Source organism: Streptomyces sp. NPDC006872, from assembly GCF_040635845.1.
GTDB lineage: Bacteria > Actinomycetota > Actinomycetes > Streptomycetales > Streptomycetaceae > Streptomyces.
On sequence record NZ_JBEYIL010000003.1, the window covers coordinates 119,570 to 139,222 of the forward strand.

16 protein-coding genes and 2 tRNA genes are annotated in these 19,653 nt (G+C 69.4%); 4 read left to right on the forward strand and 14 right to left on the reverse strand.

Annotation, left to right across the window (positions count from 1 at the left end):
- Nucleotides 1-86: 86 nt before the first annotated feature.
- The 6 genes from ABZ725_RS09545 to ABZ725_RS09570 form a co-directional block, all read right to left on the reverse strand.
- Complete coding sequence (locus ABZ725_RS09545; RefSeq protein ID WP_358802167.1) at nucleotides 87-2,333, reverse strand: glycosyltransferase family 39 protein; 2,247 nt, start codon at nucleotides 2,331-2,333, stop codon at nucleotides 87-89.
- Nucleotides 2,330-3,919 carry a bifunctional glycosyltransferase family 2/GtrA family protein gene (locus ABZ725_RS09550; protein ID WP_358802168.1) on the reverse strand — a complete coding sequence of 530 codons (1,590 nt, stop codon included), beginning with the start codon at nucleotides 3,917-3,919 and terminating at the stop codon, nucleotides 2,330-2,332. The genes ABZ725_RS09545 and ABZ725_RS09550 overlap by 4 nt, the downstream gene beginning before the upstream one ends.
- Before the next feature lie 14 nt (nucleotides 3,920-3,933).
- A complete protein-coding gene (locus tag ABZ725_RS09555; protein ID WP_358802169.1) occupies nucleotides 3,934-5,562 on the reverse strand; it encodes a HAMP domain-containing sensor histidine kinase in 1,629 nt (542 codons plus the stop codon).
- Nucleotides 5,559-6,299: a response regulator transcription factor gene (locus tag ABZ725_RS09560; protein WP_351907830.1), complete on the reverse strand. Its 741-nt coding sequence runs from the start codon at nucleotides 6,297-6,299 to the stop codon at nucleotides 5,559-5,561. Before ABZ725_RS09560 ends, ABZ725_RS09555 begins: the two co-directional genes overlap by 4 nt.
- Nucleotides 6,300-6,554: 255 nt before the next feature.
- Complete coding sequence (locus ABZ725_RS09565; RefSeq protein ID WP_358802170.1) at nucleotides 6,555-7,439, reverse strand: DUF2797 domain-containing protein; 885 nt, start codon at nucleotides 7,437-7,439, stop codon at nucleotides 6,555-6,557.
- On the reverse strand, nucleotides 7,360-7,785 hold the full coding sequence (locus tag ABZ725_RS09570; RefSeq protein ID WP_358802171.1) for an HGxxPAAW family protein: 426 nt from the start codon (nucleotides 7,783-7,785) through the stop codon (nucleotides 7,360-7,362). The genes ABZ725_RS09565 and ABZ725_RS09570 overlap by 80 nt, the downstream gene beginning before the upstream one ends.
- Before the next feature lie 114 nt (nucleotides 7,786-7,899).
- Here ABZ725_RS09570 and ABZ725_RS09575 point away from each other — a divergent pair, with 114 nt between their 5' ends.
- Nucleotides 7,900-8,403: a MarR family transcriptional regulator gene (locus ABZ725_RS09575; protein WP_358802172.1), complete on the forward strand. Its 504-nt coding sequence runs from the start codon at nucleotides 7,900-7,902 to the stop codon at nucleotides 8,401-8,403.
- A gap of 101 nt (nucleotides 8,404-8,504) precedes the next feature.
- Here the strand turns inward: ABZ725_RS09575 and ABZ725_RS09580 are convergent, their stop codons facing one another.
- Both ABZ725_RS09580 and ABZ725_RS09585 read right to left on the reverse strand, forming a co-directional pair.
- Entirely contained in the window at nucleotides 8,505-10,478 is a 1,974-nt protein-coding gene (locus ABZ725_RS09580) for an FHA domain-containing protein (protein WP_358802173.1), read from the reverse strand.
- A gap of 58 nt (nucleotides 10,479-10,536) precedes the next feature.
- Nucleotides 10,537-12,372, reverse strand: coding sequence for a serine/threonine-protein kinase (locus ABZ725_RS09585; protein WP_358802174.1), 1,836 nt, complete (start codon nucleotides 12,370-12,372; stop codon nucleotides 10,537-10,539).
- 334 nt (nucleotides 12,373-12,706) lie between these two features.
- Here ABZ725_RS09585 and ABZ725_RS09590 point away from each other — a divergent pair, with 334 nt between their 5' ends.
- Complete coding sequence (locus ABZ725_RS09590) at nucleotides 12,707-13,393, forward strand: hypothetical protein (RefSeq protein ID WP_358802739.1); 687 nt, start codon at nucleotides 12,707-12,709, stop codon at nucleotides 13,391-13,393.
- A 4-nt stretch (nucleotides 13,394-13,397) separates the two neighbouring features.
- Here the strand turns inward: ABZ725_RS09590 and ABZ725_RS09595 are convergent, their stop codons facing one another.
- The 4 genes from ABZ725_RS09595 to ABZ725_RS09610 all read right to left on the reverse strand — a co-directional run bounded on the left by ABZ725_RS09595 (nucleotide 13,398) and on the right by ABZ725_RS09610 (nucleotide 17,519).
- Complete coding sequence (locus ABZ725_RS09595; protein ID WP_358802175.1) at nucleotides 13,398-13,790, reverse strand: hypothetical protein; 393 nt, start codon at nucleotides 13,788-13,790, stop codon at nucleotides 13,398-13,400.
- A 355-nt stretch (nucleotides 13,791-14,145) separates the two neighbouring features.
- On the reverse strand, nucleotides 14,146-15,339 hold the full coding sequence (locus ABZ725_RS09600; RefSeq protein WP_358802176.1) for an HTTM domain-containing protein: 1,194 nt from the start codon (nucleotides 15,337-15,339) through the stop codon (nucleotides 14,146-14,148).
- Nucleotides 15,329-16,066, reverse strand: a complete 738-nt coding sequence (locus ABZ725_RS09605) for a DUF5819 family protein (RefSeq protein ID WP_358802177.1) — start codon at nucleotides 16,064-16,066, stop codon at nucleotides 15,329-15,331. The genes ABZ725_RS09600 and ABZ725_RS09605 overlap by 11 nt, the downstream gene beginning before the upstream one ends.
- Before the next feature lie 115 nt (nucleotides 16,067-16,181).
- A complete protein-coding gene (locus tag ABZ725_RS09610; RefSeq protein WP_358802178.1) occupies nucleotides 16,182-17,519 on the reverse strand; it encodes an ice-binding family protein in 1,338 nt (445 codons plus the stop codon).
- Between the two features lie 468 nt (nucleotides 17,520-17,987).
- Here ABZ725_RS09610 and ABZ725_RS09615 point away from each other — a divergent pair, with 468 nt between their 5' ends.
- Nucleotides 17,988-18,203 (forward strand): hypothetical protein, encoded by a 216-nt coding sequence (locus ABZ725_RS09615; protein ID WP_358802179.1) that lies wholly within the window; start codon nucleotides 17,988-17,990, stop codon nucleotides 18,201-18,203.
- Between the two features lie 92 nt (nucleotides 18,204-18,295).
- On the opposite strand, the gene ABZ725_RS09620 is transcribed toward ABZ725_RS09615, so the two are convergent.
- Together ABZ725_RS09620 and ABZ725_RS09625 are read right to left on the reverse strand one after the other, a co-directional pair.
- Nucleotides 18,296-18,368, reverse strand: a tRNA-Arg gene (locus ABZ725_RS09620).
- 205 nt (nucleotides 18,369-18,573) lie between these two features.
- Nucleotides 18,574-18,664, reverse strand: a tRNA-Ser gene (locus ABZ725_RS09625).
- 157 nt (nucleotides 18,665-18,821) lie between these two features.
- Here ABZ725_RS09625 and ABZ725_RS09630 point away from each other — a divergent pair.
- On the forward strand, nucleotides 18,822-19,334 hold the full coding sequence (locus ABZ725_RS09630; RefSeq protein WP_358802180.1) for an SSI family serine proteinase inhibitor: 513 nt from the start codon (nucleotides 18,822-18,824) through the stop codon (nucleotides 19,332-19,334).
- Nucleotides 19,335-19,653 lie beyond the last annotated feature (319 nt).

The window sequence follows — 19,653 nt, forward strand, 5'->3', positions numbered from 1 at the left end:
CGTAGAAGAGTTCCTATACGCCGTACAACAGAGATACGAGTAAGGGCGGTGGCAATGGGCCACCGCCCTTACTCAGAGCACTACGGTCAGCTGGTCGCCTTCTGCGTCAGGTCGTAGAAGGTGGCCGAACCGACCGTCACCTTCTTGAAGTTGGCCTCGACCCAGGTGCTGATCTGCGAGGACGTACCGCTGCTGCTGCCGCCCATACCGCCGCCGGAGCCACTGCTGATGAAGTAGTGGATCTTGCCGTCGGTCACGTACTGCTTGAACTGCGCCAGCGTCGGCGAGGGATCGGTGCCGTTGAAGCCGCCGATCGCCATCACCGCGTCACCCGTGGCGAGCTGGTAGCTCGCGGCGTTCTGGGCGCCGATCGCGGCCGCGGCCCAGGTGTACTTGCCGGAGTCGGCGTCCAGCAGCTTCTTGGCCTCGTCGGTGACCGAGGCGCCGTTCAGCAGACCGCCGACGCCACCGCCGCCGCCCATGCCGCCGCCCTCACCGGTCTGACCGCCGGGCATGCCGCCCTGCTGGTTCTGACCCTGGCCCTGGCCCTGGTTCTGACCCTGGCCCTGGTTCTGGGTGTTGCCGTTGGTGTTGCCGTTGCCGTTCTGCTGGTTCTGGCCGGGCATGCCGCCACCGGGGAAGCCGCCCATGCCGCCGCCCTGCTGGTTCTGCGTGTTGCCGTTGCCGTTCTGCTGGCTCTGGCCGCCGGGGCCGCCGCCGTTGCCGCCCCGGCCACCGCCGCCACCGCCCGGGCCGCCGCCGCCCATCATGCTCGCGCCGGCCGGACCGGCGGTCACGATGGAGCCGGTGTGGCCCTCCTGCAGCGTGCTGATGGTGTACGCCGTCGGACCGGCCAGCGCGGCCACCAGGCCCACGGAGGCCGCCGCGAGGGCGAGCTGACGGTTGATCCGGCCCGCGAAGACCAGGCCGAGAGCTGCGGCCAGGCCGCCGATGAGGACCAGCCACTTCAGCCAGGGCAGGTAGTCGGAGGTGCGGTTGAGCAGGACGTACGACCAGGCGGCCGCCGCGACGACCGAGGCCGCGAGGGTGAGCGAGGCCCACATCTCGGACCGCTTCTCCCACAGGATCCCGGCGCCCATGCCGATCACGGCCGCCATGTAGGGGGCGAGGGCGATCGTGTAGTACTGGTGGAAGATGCCCGCCATGTAGCTGAAGACGACCATGGTGATCAGCAGCGAGCCGCCCCAGACGAGGAACAGACCGCGGGTGGTCGACGTCCGCTTCAGCTTGCGCGTGGCGACCAGGCCGCCGACCAGCAGGACGAGCGCGGCCGGCAGCAGCCAGGAGATCTGGCCGCCGATCTCGGAGTTGAACATCCGGTCCCAGCCGGTCTCGCCCCACTGGCCGGTGGTGCCGCCGCCGCCGACGCTGCCGGTCTCCTCGCCGTTGAGGCGGCCGAGACCGTTGTAGCCGAAGGTCAGCTCCAGGAAGGAGTTGTTCTGCGAGCCGCCGATGTACGGGCGGGAGGAGGCGGGCCACAGCTCGACGATCGCGACCCACCAGCCGCCGGACACGATCAGCGCGCCGGTGGCGATGGCCAGCTGCCCGAACCGCTTCTTGACGCTCACCGGCGCGCAGACCGCGTAGACGATCGCGAGCGGCGGCAGGATCAGGAAGGCCTGGAGGGTCTTGGCGAGGAACGCGAAGCCGATCGCGACACCGGCCCACACCAGCCACTTCGTCCGGCCGTCCTCCACCGCGCGGGCCACGAAGTAGCAGGCCACGGCCATCAGCAGGGCCAGCATCGCGTCCGGGTTGTTGAACCGGAACATCAGCGCGGCGACCGGGGTCAGCGCCAGCACCGCGCCGGCGATCAGACCGGCGGGGGCGCTGAACCGGCGGCGCACGGAGGCGTAGACGACGGCGACCGTGCCGACGCCCATCAGCACCTCGGGGGCGAGGATCGCCCAGGAGTTCAGGCCGAAGATCCGCACCGACAGCGCCATCGGCCACAGCGAGGCCGGGGGCTTGTCGACGGTGATGGCGTTGCCCGCGTCCAGCGAGCCGAAGAAGAAGGCCTTCCAGGACTGGCTGCCGGCCTGGACGGCCGCGGAGTAGAAGGAGTTGGCGTAGCCGGAGGCGCTCAGGTTGTAGAGGTAGAGGACGAGGGTGACGGCCAGCAGTCCGAGGAAGGCCGGGCGCGCCCAGCGGGGGTCCTCGGGGCGGCCGCGCCACAGTCTGCGGTGCAGGGGCTGCTTCGGCTCACCCGACTCGGGGGCCGGGACGAGCGGTTCCTGCGGGGGCGCCGCGGACGACGGCCCCCAGTGGGCCGTCGGCTGATCGGCCGTCGGCTGGTCGATGTGCGTGGTCATCGGGCGTCCCCCGGGTCGGTGTCGTGGGGGCGCACCGGCTGCAGCTGCATGGTGGCGTCCCTCCAGGTGCCGTCCGCGGCTTCGCCGGCGCGGAACTGAGTCGTCGTGTCGGTGGCGCCGTGTGCGTGGGTGGCGCTGTGCGGGTGGTGCGGGTGGTGCGCGTGCTGGGGGTGGTGGGAGACCTGGCGCTGCGGCAGCGGCACGAAGGGGCCGCCGGCCTGCGAGGACGCGGTCGGGTACGTCGCCGGGGACGGGCCCGCGGGGTGGACCGGAGCGTGGGCCGGAGCGTGGACCGGGGGGTGAGCGGCGGCCGTGGCCGACGTCGTTGCCGGCTCCTCGCCGTCGTCCCGCCGGTCGGAGAACACCCAGACGCGGAAGAGGAGGAAGCGCAGCACCGTCGCCGCGAGGTTGGCGGCTATCAGGACCGCCAGCTCGGTGGAGTGCGCGGGGTCGGCGGACGCCGCGTTCAGCGCGACGAGCGAGCCGCTGGTCAGCGCGAGGCCGATGCCGAAGACGACCAGGCCCTGTGCCTGATGCTTGATGGCCCCGCCGCGGCCCCGCACCCCGAAGGTCAGGCGCCGGTTGGCCGCGGTGTTGGCGACGGCGGACACCAGCAGGGCGAGCGCGTTGGCGACCTGCGAGCCGCTGAACTGGCGGAAACCGCTGTAGAGAAGGAGGTAGAAGAGGGTGGAGAGGCCGCCTACGACACAGAAGCCGACGAGCTGCCTGGCCAGACCCCTGGGCACGTCCTGGATGTCCCGGTCGCGCGGGTCGTCGCCGAACGGTCGGGTCAGTCGGTCCAACGACAGCGAACCGGTGGCCAGGGCCTTGCCCACACGCCACACCCCCTTCAGGTCGTCGGTCGCCGTCTTCACGATGTGCACCGTGGAGTTCGGGTCGTCGACCCAGTCGACCGGCACCTCGTGGATACGGAGCCCGGCACGTTCGGCGAGCACCAGCATCTCAGTGTCGAAGAACCAGCCGGTGTCTTCCACCAGGGGGAGCAGAACTTGTGCGACGTCACGCCGGATCGCCTTGAACCCGCACTGCGCGTCCGAGAAACGCGCCTGGAGCGAGCCGCGCAGGATCAGGTTGTAGGCGCGGCTGATGAACTCCCGCTTCGGCCCGCGCACCACCCGGGAGCTACGGGCCAGCCGGGAGCCGATCGCCAGGTCGGAGTGACCGGAGATCAGCGGCGCCACCAGCGGCAGCAGCGCGTTGAGATCGGTGGACAGGTCCACGTCCATGTACGCGAGGATCGGGGCGTCCGAGGCGGACCAGACGGTCCGCAGCGCACGGCCGCGGCCCTTCTGCTCGAGCCGGAAGTTCTTCACCTCCGGGATCCGCGCCTCCAGCCGCTGCGCCACCTGCGGGGTGGTGTCCGTCGACGCGTTGTCCGCGATCGTGATGCGGAACGAGTACGGGAACGTCCGCGTCAGATGGTCGTGGAGTCTCTGGACACAGGGCTGGAGGTCCTTCTCCTCGTTGTAGACGGGGATCACTACGTCCAGGACAGGCGTACCGGCTGTGTCGGCCGGGAGGTGCTCCCGCGCCGGCAGGGTGCCGGGAGAAGAGTCGGTTCGCATGCCACCTACTTTCCTCAGGCGCCCTGTTGCACCCATGTGGTGGCACTGTGCTCGACCTGTGAGTCCAGTTGCCAGTTCGTTTCGGGAGCCGGCTGGGGCACAGCGGGGCCGAGTGCGGGCAGATGCACCGTGAACACGGTGTGTCCGGGCACGCTGTCGACGGTCACGGCGCCGCCGTGCGCGGTCGCGACGGCCTGCACGATGGCGAGGCCGAGACCGGTGGAGCCGGTGGCACGGGAGCGCGCGGAGTCGCCTCGCGCGAACCGTTCGAAGACATGCGGGAGCAGGTCGGACGGAATGCCCTGACCGTTGTCCTGGACGTCCACGCAGAGCCACGGCCCACGTCGCTGCACGCGCGCGGTGACGGTCGTGCCGGGCGGGGTGTGCGTACGGGCGTTGGCCAGGAGGTTGACCAGCACCTGCTGCAGCCGGGCCGCGTCCGCCGACACCAGGGCCGGCTCGTCGGGAAGTTCGAGGCGCCAGACGTGTTCGCGTCCGGCGGCGCGGGCGTCGCTGATGGTGTCGATGACGAGCGGGACGAGGTCGGTCTGCTCGAACTGCAGCGGCCGTCCGGCGTCGAGGCGGGCGAGCAGCAGGAGGTCCTCGACGAGGAGGGTCATCCGGCTGGCCTCGGACTCGATCCGGCCCAGCGCGTGCTTGGTGTCGGGTCCGACCTCCTCGCGTCCACGCCGGGTCAGCTCGGCGTAGCCGCGGATGGAGGCGAGGGGGGTGCGGAGCTCGTGACTGGCGTCCGCGACGAACTGGCGGACCCGCATCTCGCTCTCCTGGCGGGCGTGCAGCGCGCCGTGGACGTGGTTCAGCATCCGGTTGAGCGCGGCGCCGACCTGTCCGACCTCGGTGTGCGGATCGGTCTCGGACTCCGGCACCCGCTCGCTGAGGTTCACCTCGCCGGTGTGCAGGGGAAGCTCGGAGACCCGGGTGGCGGTGGCGGCGACCTTGCGGAGGGGGCGGGTGGCGACACTGACCATGACGGTGCCGGCAAGAGTGGCGGCGATCAGGCCGGAGACGGTGAGGCTGACCTCGACCAGGATCAAGGTACTGATGGTGCCGTCGACGTCGGAGGTGGGGAGCCCTACGTAGTAGGTGCCCTTGTTGCCGTCGACGTACTGGACCCGGTACGTGCCGAGACCGGGGATGTCGACGGTGTGCTGCTTCCCGTCCTGCGCGACCGAGCCGAGCGCCCTGATCGCGGCCTCGGAGAGGGGGTCCGCGTTCATCTGCGGGATGTTGTTGTCGTCGTTCTTCTTCTCGCCGACCACGGCGCTGGTGATGGAGCCGTTCTCGACCTTCGCTGCGAGCGTGCTGCCGCCGGGCTGCGGACCCTGGGTGACGAACTTGTCGATCTCGGTCGTCTGCTGGTCGAGTTCGTCGCTCTTGGGGTCGCTGCCGTCCTTGCCGCCGGGCCCTCCGACGGGCCCACCCGAAGCGCGCGCCGCGACCTCCTTCAGGGAGCCGTTCAGCTGCCCGTACAGGTGATCGCGCAGCACCAGGGTGGTCACCGTGCCGATCACCGCGCAGACCACGGCGATGAGGGTCACGGACACGACGACGAGTCGCGTCCGCAGGGTGCGCGGCTGTCCCGCTCGTCGCTTCTGCGGACGCGGCCGTCGTCGCCCGCTCATGACGCGGCGGGCTTGATCAGGTACCCGGCGCCACGCCGGGTGTGGATCATCGGCTCGCGACCGGCGTCTATCTTGCGACGCAGGTAGGAGATGTAGAGCTCGACGACGTTGGCCTGGCCGCCGAAGTCGTACGACCACACGCGGTCGAGTATCTGCGCCTTGCTCAGCACGCGCCGCGGGTTGCGCATCAGGAAGCGCAGCAGCTCGAACTCGGTGGCGGTCAGATGGATGTTGTCCCCGGCCCGCGAGACCTCGTGGCTGTCCTCGTCGAGGGTGAGGTCCCCGACGACGAGCACGGAGTCGGAGCGTCGGTCGGCGGCGCCGGAGCGCCGGATGAGCCCACGCAGCCGGGCCACGACCTCTTCGAGGCTGAACGGCTTGGTGACGTAGTCGTCGCCGCCGGCGGTGAGTCCGGCGATACGGTCCTCGACCGCGTCCTTGGCCGTCAGGAAGAGCACCGGCACGTCCGGCAGCTCACGGCGCATCCGCCCCAGGACGGTCAGCCCGTCCATGTCCGGCAGCATCATGTCGAGGACGACGGCGTCGGGACGGAACTCCCGCGCCGTCTGGATGGCACCCGTGCCGTCTCCGGCACTACGGATCTGCCATCCCTCATAGCGCAGGGCCATGGACAGCAGTTCGGTGATCGACAGCTCGTCGTCCACCACAAGCACTCGGACGGGGCTCCCGTCCGGCCTCAGCAGTTCGGTGCGCCCCTGGGGCGAGGTCGTGGTCATGGTGGACACCTTGTCGGGGTCCCCTGAGAACACCCTTTCCCTAATCTGTGATTTCCCTAAGAAACGCACAGGCGCCTCTCAGGCAACGCCTGGGTACTCCTTGCGCCGCCCCGACAACGCCGGGCGACATGCCCGAAGATTTCACCTTCTGCGCCCTCGCGGACGCCCCTGTCTGAAAACCACATGGGCCGACCGTTCGAACGACGCCTGTGATCCACCTGGGCGATGCACAGGAAGCGGCACCCGCCCGACCGCTCAGAACAGGCCGTCCTGCCGATGGTCGTCGCCTTTGAAACGGCGGACGGGAAGGCGGACGGCGCCTTCGTCGGCGTCCGCCGCCACCGGGCCCAGCTCCCACCCCCGCATCAGTCGCGTGTCCAGCACGAACACCCCTTCCGCGGTGGCCAGATGGAGATCGGGCCCGGCGGCCGCGACCAACCGCCCGCTCAACGAGCCGCCGGGGACGAGCTCGCGCACCTCCCCGAGGGCGGCCGGGGCTGCCGTGAGCCCGAACGCCCGCACATGATCGACGGATTGGAAGGGAGCACGCTCCAACGACTCCGGCCAGCCGCCCAGTTCCACGGCCCGTCCGTACACCTCACGTATCTCACCGGCCCGTTCCTCCTCCGTTCCCGGCAACGCGGCCCGCACCGCCCGCTTCTCGGCGTACGGAATCCGGTCCGGCACCCGCAGCGCGGCCCGCAGCAGCTCCTCGGTGCGCCGGGCGGCCATCAGCGGCCCCGCGCCGAGCCAGCTGAAAGAGACCGCGCCCTGCTCCAGCAGCCGCACCGACCCGCGCTCGACCCTCGTGATCCCGACCTTGACGAGTCCGGGCCCGAACCAGGCGAGATACACGCGGTACGGCCGCGGATCGTCGGCGATCCCGTCCGCCGCGACGGAGTGCGCCCGGTCCAGCCGCGCGCACTCCTCGCACCGGGCCCCGGTACTCCTCCCGGAGACCCCCGTCCCCCGGGGACAGGCATGCCCCCGGGCCCCGACGCAACTCCGCACACTCCCCACCGCCACCTGGAAGGAGACCTGCTTCCCCCAGGCCAGCGGGCTACGACGCCCCCCGTCCCACATCAGCACGGGGCTCTCCGCCGACCACCGCAGCCCCGCGCACTTCCATGCCTGTGCCATCACCCGCAACGGTAGGCCCCGGCACTGACAACGCGGTCCCGGCCGTCCGCCCGCGCCCCGCGAGTCGGCACGCCACGCACCCCGAATGCCCCGCCCGGGCCCCGGGATCCCGCACCCGCATGCCCCACTCCGCCCGCGGCCGCACCCCCGGCGGCTTGCCCCACCCGGCAAGATGCAGCCCCCAGGTGAGCAGCGCGCCCAGCGCGGCGACGACGCCCCCGCCGACCAGCGCGGGCACGGAGACGGCGCACACCCCCACGCCCATCAGGGAGACCCCGACGGTCGCGACGGCCACCCCGCTCCACCCGGCGATCGTGTGCCCTTCGTCGTACAGATGCCCAGCCACAGAATCTCTCACCACCTAAGAAGTTAGAGACAAAAACTTCTTACAAGGTAAGACAAGTGGAAAGCAGATAACAAGGACCCAGCACCAACGCACCGGAGAGGACCCGGCCCCGCGATGACCCCCGCCCCACCACCCTTCCCGCCCCGCCCCGCCGCCACCCCCGCACAAGCGCTCTCGGCGATGGACGACCTCATCGCGGCCAGCATGGTCGGCCAACAGGAGATGGCCCAGCGCCTGGGCCTGAACGTCACCGACCTGACCTGCTTCGCCTACGTCATCCAGGCCGGCGAGGACCTCCTCACCGCCGGCGACCTCGCGTCCCGCGTCCATGTCACGACGGGCGCGGTGACCGGCATCCTCAACCGTCTGGAACGCGCCGGCTATGTCTCCCGCCGCCCCGATCCCCAGGACCGCCGCCGAGTCCGTGTGGCGGCGGTCCCCTCCGCGGTGGCCCGGGTCTACGCCCTCTACGAGCCGCACTACGCCCGCCTCGACGCCCTCTTCGCCGACTACTCGCCGGACGAGATCGCCGTCCTCACGGACTGGTTCACCCGCGCGACGACACTCGCGAACGCCTACCGCGAGGAACTCCGGCTACGGGAGGACACGGCGGAATGAGCCGGGGAGACACCGTCCGGGATCGGTGACAGCAGAAGAACTCCATGCCGGCAGTCTTCAGCAAGGCCGACGCCGAGAGCTTGAAGATCGACGAGCGGAGCCTACGACGGTGCGACGGCCGGGCCCGCGTTGTGGGGGTTGAGGAACATGGCCTCCTGCGGCACGTTCGCCGGAAGGTCGGCGCGGGGGTCGGTGCGGGGGTCGGCAGGCCGGGGCACGAAGACGGGGACTTCCGACTGGTAGAAGATGTCGATGTCGGCCTCCTCACCGCTGACGATCAGGGTGTCCCACGCCCCGCTCTCCTGAAGCGTGCGCAGCGTCTCCGGCGCGAGCGTGGCGAGCTGGGCGCGCAGTTCGTCGTCGGTCGGCATGCCCGGGAGGCGGGACGACAGGCGCTCGCGGATGGCGCTCATACGGTCGAGCAGCAGGTCGAGATCGGAGCGGCGGGCCGCGGAGCCGTCGTCCGGATCCATGCTGCGGGCGACGATGTCCTTGATGGCGCGGGTGATGCCCTCGTCGTCGGTGGCCACCATCGCGTTCCAGGCCCGGGACTTGTGCCGGTACTGGAGCATCGACATCGCCGCCTCGTGCCGGATGAAGTCGGCGTCGCGCAGCGGTCGGCCCTGCCAGACGCGGCTGAGCGAGCGGGCGAGCGAAGTGGCCGACGCCAGACCGCTGTTGAGGCCTCGGCCGGGCCAGAAGTGGATGGCGTTCGCCGCATCGCCCAGCAGGAAGCCGAAGGTCCCCGGGGTCTTCGCGGTGGGCCGGCTGAGCTGGGCCGAGAAGCGCGGGCGCTGCACCATGTCCAGCCGGAACGAGGTGACCGCCGACAGGTCCTCCTCGGGCACCCCGAACAGCTTCAGCCCCTCCTGGATCCGCTTCCACAGCGGCGAGCCCTGCAGCAGGGCCGGCAGGAACAGCGTGCCGTGCGTGGGACAGACGAACTCGTTGTGCTCACCCCGGGTCATGACACAGGGGCGGGCGGCGATGCACTCCTCGAAGACCTTGCGGACCGGATCGATGCCGATCACGTCCTCGGCCTCCTCGCGGGTGAGCCGCATGTTCAAAAAGCCCTCGCCGCGCAGCGAGTTGAGCAGGAAACGGTTCTGGGACACGGTGAGCAGGACGCTCATCGGGTCCGACAGCGTCGACTTCACCCGCAGCCCCAGTACGACGTCCCGCAGGTGCTCGCCGTCGAGGGAGTAGATCGAGGCGTCGGCCGCCCCGAAGCGGTCGGCGTAGTGCTCGCGGGTGCGGGAACGTCCGCCCTCCGCGATGACGAGGACATGGTCCTGAGCGATCCGGTTCTGCTGCTCCTCCACGTCGAAACGCTTGGGGACGAGCCTGATGGCCGCACGCTTGTTGGCCAGTTCCAGCAGCTGGTCCTCGACACGCGCGATGCGGATGTTGCGCGGCGGACGGCCGTCCACGGAGTCCGGCCCGACGGGCCACATCTCCGAGTAGCCGTCCGCGTCGTCGAACAGCGCCGAGCGGACCTCCTCGGACAGCGCCAGGTACTGCCGGCTCTGAACGGTCACGACCTGCTGACGCCGCACGTTGCCGTGCCGCTCGTCCTTCCAGACGACGGCGGAGCCTTCCTTGCGCCACCGGGCGTCGTACACGGTGATCTGCGCACGTCCCGGGAGTTGCTCGTCCAGCGCCAGGGCGAAGGCGAGGCCGACCGGCCCGCCGCCGGTGACCGTGACGCGCAGGGTGCCGCGGTCGGCGTTCGGGTCGACGCGCGGCGAGTTGAGCAGGGAGAGGTCCATGACCGTCTCCATCGCTTCCTGCGCCTCGTAGAGGAAGGTCTCGTCGCCTATTCGGATGCAGTCGTTGGGGCGCAGCACGTGCCGCGTGATGCGTTCGTCGTTGACGTACGTGCCGTTGCGGCTGTCCCGGTCGTACAGGACGAACCCGGCGTCCTCCGTGACGATCTCGGCGTGCAGACGCGAGGCGTTGGCGCTCACGAGCACGATGCTGTTGTCGCCCTTGCGACCGAGCGTCAGCGGTGTGCCGTCCAGAACCACACTCTGACCAGTGAAGGGACCCGTACGTCCCACGATGACCGACGGCACCTGCGTTCTCCTTTTCAACGGCAACCGAAATTCCATGGCGATCGAAATCGACGAGGGGCTACTCGCACGTCACCGAGAAGGGCACGGTGTTCGAGGTCGTCCCCAGGGGGCCCTTGACCTCCACACCGATCTCACTGGTGAAGGTTCCGGCCTTGGAGTACGCCGTCAACCGCACGGTGTCCTGGCCCGTACGGTCCCCGCCACTCGGGAACGTGACGGAACGCCACTCGTGATCGACCACCGAACCGTCCTTGGACACCCATCGATAGGTGATCTTGGCCGGCGCCTCGTCCACGGCGAACGTCGCCGTGAAGGTGGGGGCCTGGTCGGCCGGCGGCGAACAGGCTCCGACGTAGGTCGTGTTGACGCCGGTCACGGTCACCCGGACCTTCTGCGTGGTGTCCTGCTGGGTCTGACTCGGCGACGAACTGCCCGCGCCCGCGGCCTTGTCGTCCCCTTCGTCGTCCTGGCCGCGGCTGACCAGCGCGTAGCTCAGCCCGGCGATGAGCAGGACACACGCGACCGCGCCCGCGATCACGGCCGCGGTGCGTCGACCACGGCGCGGGACGTCGGCAACCGGCGGCTCGAAACCGATGGGCGGCCCGAAGACGCCGACCGGGACGGCCACGGGGGGTGTGGGTACGGGTTGGGTGGGCTGAGAGGGCTGAGGGGAGTGGGCGGGCTGAGGGGAGTGGGCGGGCTGGGCGAGCGATGTCACGGTCAGGGCGTGCGCCGTCAGTGTCGGTGTCGCCGTCGGTGCCGATGTCGCCGTTGGTGTCGGTGTCGCCGTTGGTGTCGGTGTGTCATCGACGGTCGGTACGACGCCGACGGTCGGTACGTCACCGGCCGTGGGAGCGTCGCCGACCGTGAGGGGTTCGCCGACCGTGGGAGCGTCACCGGCCGTGGGGGCCTCCAGGGCGTCGACGGCCGTGGGCGCATCCAAGGCGGCGCTCGTGGGCGCATCCTCGGCGGCCGTCGGAGCCGTCGGGGGCTTCGAGACCGCCGTAGCTGCCGTAGCCGTCGCGGCCGTATCGCCTGCCGCGGCCGTATCGCCCGCCGCGATCGACCGCAGGTGCCGCTCGGCCTGCTCCGCGGTCATGCGCTCGGTGGGCACCTTGCGCAGAAGCCCCTCGATGACGGGAGCGAGCGGGCCGCACCGGCGCGGTGCCGGGGGCTCGTCGTCGACGATCGCGCGCAGGGTGCTGAGCGGAGTGTCCTGGCGGAAGGGGGAGAGGCCCTCCACGGCCGCGTACAGCAGAACGCCGAGCGACCACAGGTCGGACTCGGGACCGGGAGTGCGGCCGAGGGCCCGCTCCGGCGGAAGGTACTCGGGGGAGCCCACGACCTCGCCGGTCATGGTGAGTGAGGAGTCGCCCTCGACCATGGCGATGCCGAAGTCGGTGAGCACGACGCTGCCGTCCGTGCCGAGCAGCACGTTGGCGGGCTTCACATCGCGGTGCAGCACCCCCTCGGCGTGCGCGGCGCGGAGGGCGGACAGGACCTCGACGCCGATCTGCGCCGCCCGCCTCGGGTCCAGCGGTCCCTCGGCGCGCAGCAGGTCTCCCAGTGAGCGTCCGCGCACGAGTTCCATGACGATCCAGGGGCGGCCGTCGTCGGTGGCCACGTCGTAGACGGTCACCACGTTGCGGCTGGGGATGCGGGCGGCGGCCCAGGCCTCACGTTCGAGCCGGGTGTACATCCTCTCGATGTGCGCGGCAGACAGCCCGGCCGGGGCCCGCACCTCCTTGACGGCGACATCGCGGTGCAGTGTCTCGTCGCGCGCACTCCACACCGTTCCCATGCCGCCCTCGCCGAGGCGCGACAGCAGCCGATAGCGGCCCGCGACCCTACGCTCCTGGTCCGGTGGCACCTCTACGGCCTCCTTGTCATGCATCCGCGCGGCTCTCCCTCTCCTCGTGCGGCGGCAGGGGCGATCACCGATGGTGCCCCCGCGTAGCTGTCCCGTATCCCCATACCCCAGTGCCCCCGCACACAGCGCTCGACAGCGAGCCCGCCCGCCCCGGCACCGCTATCAGATACACGCAGAAGGCGACGGGATCGGTTCACATCCTGACGGATAACTTGCCGCAGTTCTCGCCCTGTTGGCCAGCGGCACCTCCTGCGGCTGCCCGAGGGCGCGGTACGGGATCGGGTCGGCTGGAGACCCCGCATCTATATAGGGATCGCGCCGGCATGCCGATCAGGCGATGATCTGTGGCGTGACAGAGATGGCAGGCTCGGGCGTCGACGACGACCACGGGTGGACCGAGCGTTTGGCGTGGGCGTACGGCTTGATAGCGCCGACCCCTGCCGAACGTGCCGCTGCCCTTGAGCGACTGACCAGTGCCCAAGGAGAGGTCGAGTCTGCTCTTCTCCGGATCAAGAAGGCTTGGCTGCCGACCCCTCGGCTGAGGTTCAAGGCACGGGACCGGGCAGCCGCCCAGAAGGCCTACGACGAGGCCGCGAGTCGCTGCCTGCCCGAAGCCCTGTGCGGCAGGCCTGCCTCCGGGGAGATCAACACATGGGCGGGGCTGCCCTTCGCCCTGCTGTTCCTGGAATGGGAGGCCCGGTATCCACAGGAGTGGACACAGCACGCGAAGGCGTGGGGTACGAAGCAGTACCTGATCAGGCAGCTGGCCACGGCCGACCACGACGACCAGGTGAGAACCAAACTCGTCGATCTGGTCGACCTCGCCGTCCAACGCCCCTATCGGTGCAAGGACCGTGAGTACGTACGTGTGGCCCGGGCGATAGACGGAGACGAACTGCGCGGCAGGCTCCACAGGGCCCATGACTCGGGGAACTCATGGGCACAGCTCCACGCGGGCCATGTTCTCTGGCTCCTGGACCACCCGGAGGTCCCGAACACCCGACACGTCTGGAGAACGCGGCTTGCCGCCACTCGCACCAGCTGACCGTCTACGGGCATGGCAGGTCGTGGGGCAGGTCGCAGACGTCGTCCCGCATATGCAGCCTGCGGAGGTCCTGGACCAGTCCGAAGGGGTACGGATGCATCGCCCACTTGGCGCGATAGCCGGCCTCGCCATGCTCCCTGAGTACGGTGTCGGCGGCATCCCACACAGCGTGAGCGAACACCGGACGCGGATGGGTCGACTGCCACATGACCGTGCCGTCGGAGTCCGGACAGTCGGGGCTGACGGCGACGTCGGGAAACTCGTAGAGAGTCACGTTGATCGCGTCATCCGTCGTGCGGAGCACCCAGCGAAACTCCTGGGGCTCGGCGTCGAAGAAGAACCGGGCCGAGCGCTGCTGCCCGTACAGCTCCCCCGTGCCTGCCACGAGATCCGCCAACGCGTCAGTGCAGTAACTGGCGGTCACTGAAGCCGTCCGAGAGTCATCGACCAGCCGGCATGTCGCCCAACCATGCCCCACGAGTTCCCACTTCACCTGAAGGGCCCCGGCTGCCCCTTGATCCATCACCACAGGCCCAGGCTAGTGGCAGCGCTTGCCCCGCCGTTGGCCCTGAGCTCGGGAAGCCAAGCGCATCTGCGGCTTGCTCCGTGGCTGACCTGCGACGGAGCAGTGTCGGTGTAACAAGTGGCACGCCCAAGCCAAACGGCTGTCCGGGGCCATGCCGTCAATGACCCGGCCGAAGTAGCCGATAGCGACTGACGGTGGCGACGCGTGCCCTGTCGCCGTGGCAGGGTCAGTCAGCCGTTGTCGAGGGAGGCCTGGGGGACGCGGGCTCGGCGGCGGGCATGGTGTCTTTCCGTCCGGCCGGGAGCGCGACTCGATGCTTCGAGCCGGGTACGCCGCCGGGCCCGCCTTGCGCAGGTACGGCTCCGGGGCCTGCCGCTGCTCCGGGCGCCGGCCGTCCGCTGTCCGTCCGCTGCGCCGCTCGTCGGCAGAGATGAGGCAGGAAGGTGTAGAAGCGGTCGGGAAGGAACACGGCGTCCGCGACGATCATCGCGCCGGAGAAGAGGGGCAGCCCCATCAGCACGGCGATGCCGATGTGCATACCCAGCAGCATGGCGAGGACGGGGTACTTGAGCCTGCCGAAGAGCACGAACGGGAAGGCCACCTGCAAGAGCACGGTCATGTAGCCGACGACGGCGACCACGATCGTGTGCTCGTCCACGAAGTGGGAGAGGGCGGGCCAGGGCTGGAACAGTTCGAGGTTCAGGACGTAGTGGAGCGCGGTGCCGCCGCCCCAGAAAGCTCCCTGCACCTTGTACAGGCCGGCTGATCCGTAGAGAAGACAGACCTGCACCGCGATCACGAACATGCCGCAGTTGTGCGCCACCGTGATCAAAGTGGTCCGGGCATCAAGGAGTTGCCGCGTGAGACTCCCGGCCGGCTGCGACGCGGTGCCCGCATCGACCGCCTTCAGCCTGTTTCTGCGCGCGTCCAGGGACCAGCGTCGGCCGCACGCGGTGAGGGCGAGGTAGAGGGACATCAGCAGGACCAGGTTGTCGCCCCCGTCCGTCATGAAGATCGCCCGGCCGTGGAACGAGGTCACCACGACGGCGAAGAGGACCGACAGGACACGGGTCCGCCAGCCCAGCATGAACAGTGCGGCCGTGACCAGCGCCAGCACATAGCAGAGCTCGAAGTAGGCGCGGCTGTCGGACAGGGCCAGGACGCTCAACCAGCCCGTCTGCTCGAAGAGCTGGTGTGCCAGGGCGGGCGTCCACGCGGAACCCGGACCCCAGATCTCGTCACGGTGTGGGAACTCGCGCAGCAGAAAGATCAGGTAGAGCAGTCCGTAGCCGATGCGCAGCACCGACGCCGCGTACAAAGACACCGGGCGGCCGGTCAGGAGGTCCCACACGGCGGTGATCCGGTCGGCGATCCACCGGCCGGCGCCGGCGAACGCGGTCCTCTGCGTCTCAGTTTCCATGGCGGGTCACCTTCCACCAGGGCAGGAGCCGGTTGTCGACCGGCGTCGGCGGGCGATCGCCGGCGGCGGGGCCGGGCGCGGGGACGGGCAGTGTGACGACGCGGAGCTGGATGAAGTCGAAGGTGCCGCCGTTGCGGGCGGCGGCGCGGTCCGCGGCGATGTTGCGCAGGTACTTCTGCATCATCAGGGCGCGTTCGGTGCGCGCCTTGTCGTCCCCTCCGTGCGAGTCGACGTAACCGGCCCAGGCGCGGCGCAACATGTTCTGTGCCGTGTGGCTCGGGAACGGATCATGCACGACTGCGGAACGGTCCACGGAGGTCAGGTCGAACCAGGGACTCACCTGAACCGATCCGTCGGAACCGGTGTGCGCGGTTCTCGCCAGAATCTGCCGGTTGACGGATTCGGGGTCCGGAGCGAAAAGCCGCCAATTCTGCTCGAAGAAGGGGTACACCCAGGCATTGATCAGCGGGCTGTATCGCTTGGAGACGGTGTTGGCCGGTGCCACGTGGAGAAACATCAGAATCACGTGGACGACACTCACCGCCAGGCACAGGACAACGGTGGTGCACAGTCCGGATTTCAGCGCACGGGCACCTCGCGGCAACTTGGGCGGCGCGACCGTGGCGTCAGGACATTCCTGCCCGACCGGGCCTGATTCGGAGTGCTGAACTTCCTTCGCATCCGCTGAGTCAATTCCGCTCGACACCGCGTACCCTGTCTTTCTCATTTCAGCTGCTCGCATCTGCTTTCTGCGTCGGCTGCCACCGACGGCGCGCGGCGGACTCGATGAGAGTTCCGCCGCGCGCCGTCATCCGGTGAGCGGGCTGATCACAGTGCGCTGCCTAGCCCTCGTAGTCCTTGGCGTGGTCGTCGCCCTCGTGGCCCTCGTGGCCCTTGGGCACGTCGTCGTAGCCGAAGTTCTCGTCGGACTGCTTGCCGTGATCATCCTGGCCGTGGTCGTACTTGCCGTGATCGTCCTGACCGTGCTCGTACTTGCCGTGGTCTTCCCGGCCCTGGTCGTACTTGCCGTGGTCGGGCTGACCGGGGTGGATGTACTGCCCGAGGTCGAGCTTGCCGCCGTGATCCGGCCTTCCGTTGCCACCGTTGCCACCGTGGCCCGGTCCGCCCGGTCCGCCCGGCGCGTGGTCGTTCCCGCCGGGGCCGTTTCCGCCGGGGCCGTTTCCGCCGGTGGTGTTCCCGGCGCTGTTGCCCGCGTTGTTCCCGCCGGTGGTGTTCCCGGCGGTGTTGCCCGCGTTGTTCCCGGCGGTGTTGCCCGCGGTGTTTCCAGACGAGTTACCGGCGGTGATGCCCGAGGTGCCGCCGGTTCCGACAATGGGTCCGCCCAGGACGCCACCCGTGACGAGGCCGCCGCCGAGGAGGCCCCCACTGGTGGTCGTACCGGTGGTCGTACCGGTGGTCGTACCGGTGGTCGTACCGGTGGTGGTGCCGGTGGTCGCTCCCGCCGTCGCTCCACCAGCGGTGGAGGCCGCGCACGGACCGAGGAAGATCCTGTTGTTGTTGAGGGTCACAGAAGCCACTGAGGCCAGCAACCGGCCCTCGACGTTCGTTCCCTGGTTCACGGTGATCGCGTTCTCGGCCATGAGGGTGCCCACGAAGCTGGTGGTGACGCCGAGCGACGCGTCTTCGCCGATCTGCCAGAACACGTTGCACGCCGAAGCGCCGTTGGTGAGGAGAATCCGGCTGGAGGTCGCCGTTGTCAGGGATTCAGGAATCTGGAACACCCAGACCGCGTCGGAGCTGCCCTGACCGTCCAGGACCAGGTCGCCGGTGATGCCGACACCCGCTGTGGCGTGGTAAACGCCGGGAAGCAGCGCCGGTCCTCCGCCGATTCCCGCCGGAAGCGCGAAGTCCACGGCCTGGCCGGCGGCGTTGTTGTACGCCACGAGCAGGTCGGCCTTGGCCTGGAGGGCCGCAGCGTCCGCAGGGTGGATGGCGCCTCCCACCAGGCCGGGTGGGAATCCGGTGATCGCCCCATTCGGGTGCGTCCCGAGGTCGTGGGCGAGCACCGAGTTACCGGTATTGGTGACTCCCTGACCCGCCAGAACGGAGTAACTGGCGGCTGTGCCCAGAGGTACGGGCAATGCGATGGCCGACGCCGTCGTCGGCGTCAGGAAGACCATCGCAGCGGAAACCGTCGCCGCGAGGGCGGAGGCCAGCACGCCGAACAGAGTGCGGCGGGCAGCTCCTTGAGGGATTTTCAGCTTCATAAAAAGGCCATTTCCTGTGGGGGGCCGTGGCATACCGGGCCCTACCGATCACCCGGGAAGCCTTTTCACTGCTGCCGCATATTAAGCAGAAATATCCTTGCTCCGGCATCAACGAGACAGGGGGAAATTACCGCTCACACAAACAGCGCACAATGCTGCGTAAATACTTTTATTCGCATTTCCTACTACGCGCCATACCCTCGAACGGGCTGAGTCGCCGGCAACGCGATGACCTGTCTACGGACCTTGCCCCTCACCGCGCTGAGAGCCACTCGGTTATCAGCGGGCCGCAGGGGTGCGCCTGAACCGGTACCCGAGAGTCGGGCCGGAGCCCGGAGTAACCCATGGCGCGCAACACAGTTGTCAGGTTGATCAGGTCGGGCGGACGTCGCCCGCAACCTGTAACAACGTGGAGGAAAGATGACCATCCCCACCGTCGCTCGGCGGACCGCGGTACGCACAACGACAGTCGCCGTTCTTACAGCGGGACTCCTGATCGTCGGCGTCGCCGGCGCCCAAGCTGCCGAGGCTCCGGCCCTTGGGAGCCTGATCCCGCAGGTCAACAACATCCTGTCGGGCATCTTGAGCGGTAACGCCCTCGGCACGCTTTTGCCCAACGGCATCCTCGGCGGCTGAACAGTCCTTCCGGGGCCTCTTCCGGAGGCGTTGACATCACCGTTGACGTCAGAGGCCCCGCCGGATTCACCGGCGGGGCCTCTGGTCTGCTGTGCACTCGGCAGGATTCGAACCTGCAACCTTCTGATCCGTAGTCAGATGCTCTATCCGTTAAGCTACGAGTGCTTGTTTATTCGGTTTTTCTGTCTTCGCTCCCGGCCCTTCTGGCCCGCTCGCGGCGACAGGAAGAACATTACATGACTGCCGCCGTCATGTGAAATCCGTTTGCCGTACCCGTTGTGACCTGCGGAAACGGCTCCGGGAGGCCTCGTGGAGGGGTGGGGGAAACGACGAAGCCCCGGTCGGTCGGACCGGGGCTTCGGTGATCGCGCGGAGGCGGAGGGATTTGAACCCTCGATGGGATTGAAGTCCCAAACCGCATTAGCAGTGCGGCGCCATAGACCGGACTAGGCGACGCCTCCAGCACAGCCACTCACGTGTGTGCGAGTGGTGCGTGCAGATGATGACACAGCCAAGCGTCGTGTCACCAATCGGCGTCCACGGTACTAGGGAGTCGGGCCGCAGGGCAAAGGCGTTCTTCGGGCGCAACGTCGTCGGCGGCGCGGCGTTAGTCCGGTCATGTTCCAGGTCACCCCGCTTCGACGGCTCGCCGTCACCGCCTCCGCCGTCTGCGCCGCCGTGGTCGCCTCGTGCGCCGCGGGCCCCGTAACCGTCGCGTACGCCGGGACCACCGGCGTCCTCACCGACGGCGTCTCGCTCGCGCCGCCGCCCGTCCGGGACGAGGACCGGGTCGTCGGCGATCACCTCACGGTCACCGTGCGGCACGCCGGCGGGCGGGCGGACGGGACGTTCGAGGTGTACTGCCACCCGGGCCGTGGCAGTCACCCGGACGTGGGAAGCGCCTGTCGGGCCGTTGACCGGAACACCCGGTGGGGCCGGGACGCCTTCGCGCCCGTGCCGGGCGGCGGGGTCTGCACGATGCGGTACGGCGGGCCGGCCACCGCCCATGTCACCGGACGCTGGGCCGGACGGCCGGTCGACGCCACGTACTACCGCAGCAACGGCTGTGAGATCGAGCGGTGGGACCGGCTCGTGCCACTGCTGCCCGATCTGCGCCCGGCCGCCCGCTGACACAGCCCCCGCAGGCCCCGCAGGCCCCGCAGCCTCCATGTGACTCCACATGCCTCATATGGCTCCATGTCTCGCATGGCTCGCATTCAGCGCACCCCCGACCTTCCACCGTCCTCATCCACGACTCTTAGCGGAAGCACCGGTTCCGTAAAGGTCGGGCGGAGGTCCCGCGGAGTCGGAGGGGCATGGGGGTCGGTGTCGGTGCAGGCCAGCGGGTGTGGGGGCGGGCGAGGACATACGTTCTGTGTCACTTCGTCGTGCGAGCTCCCTCTCATCCGGCTCCGTCGGCGGGACCCCAGCCCTTAGACTCCCTCGCGTG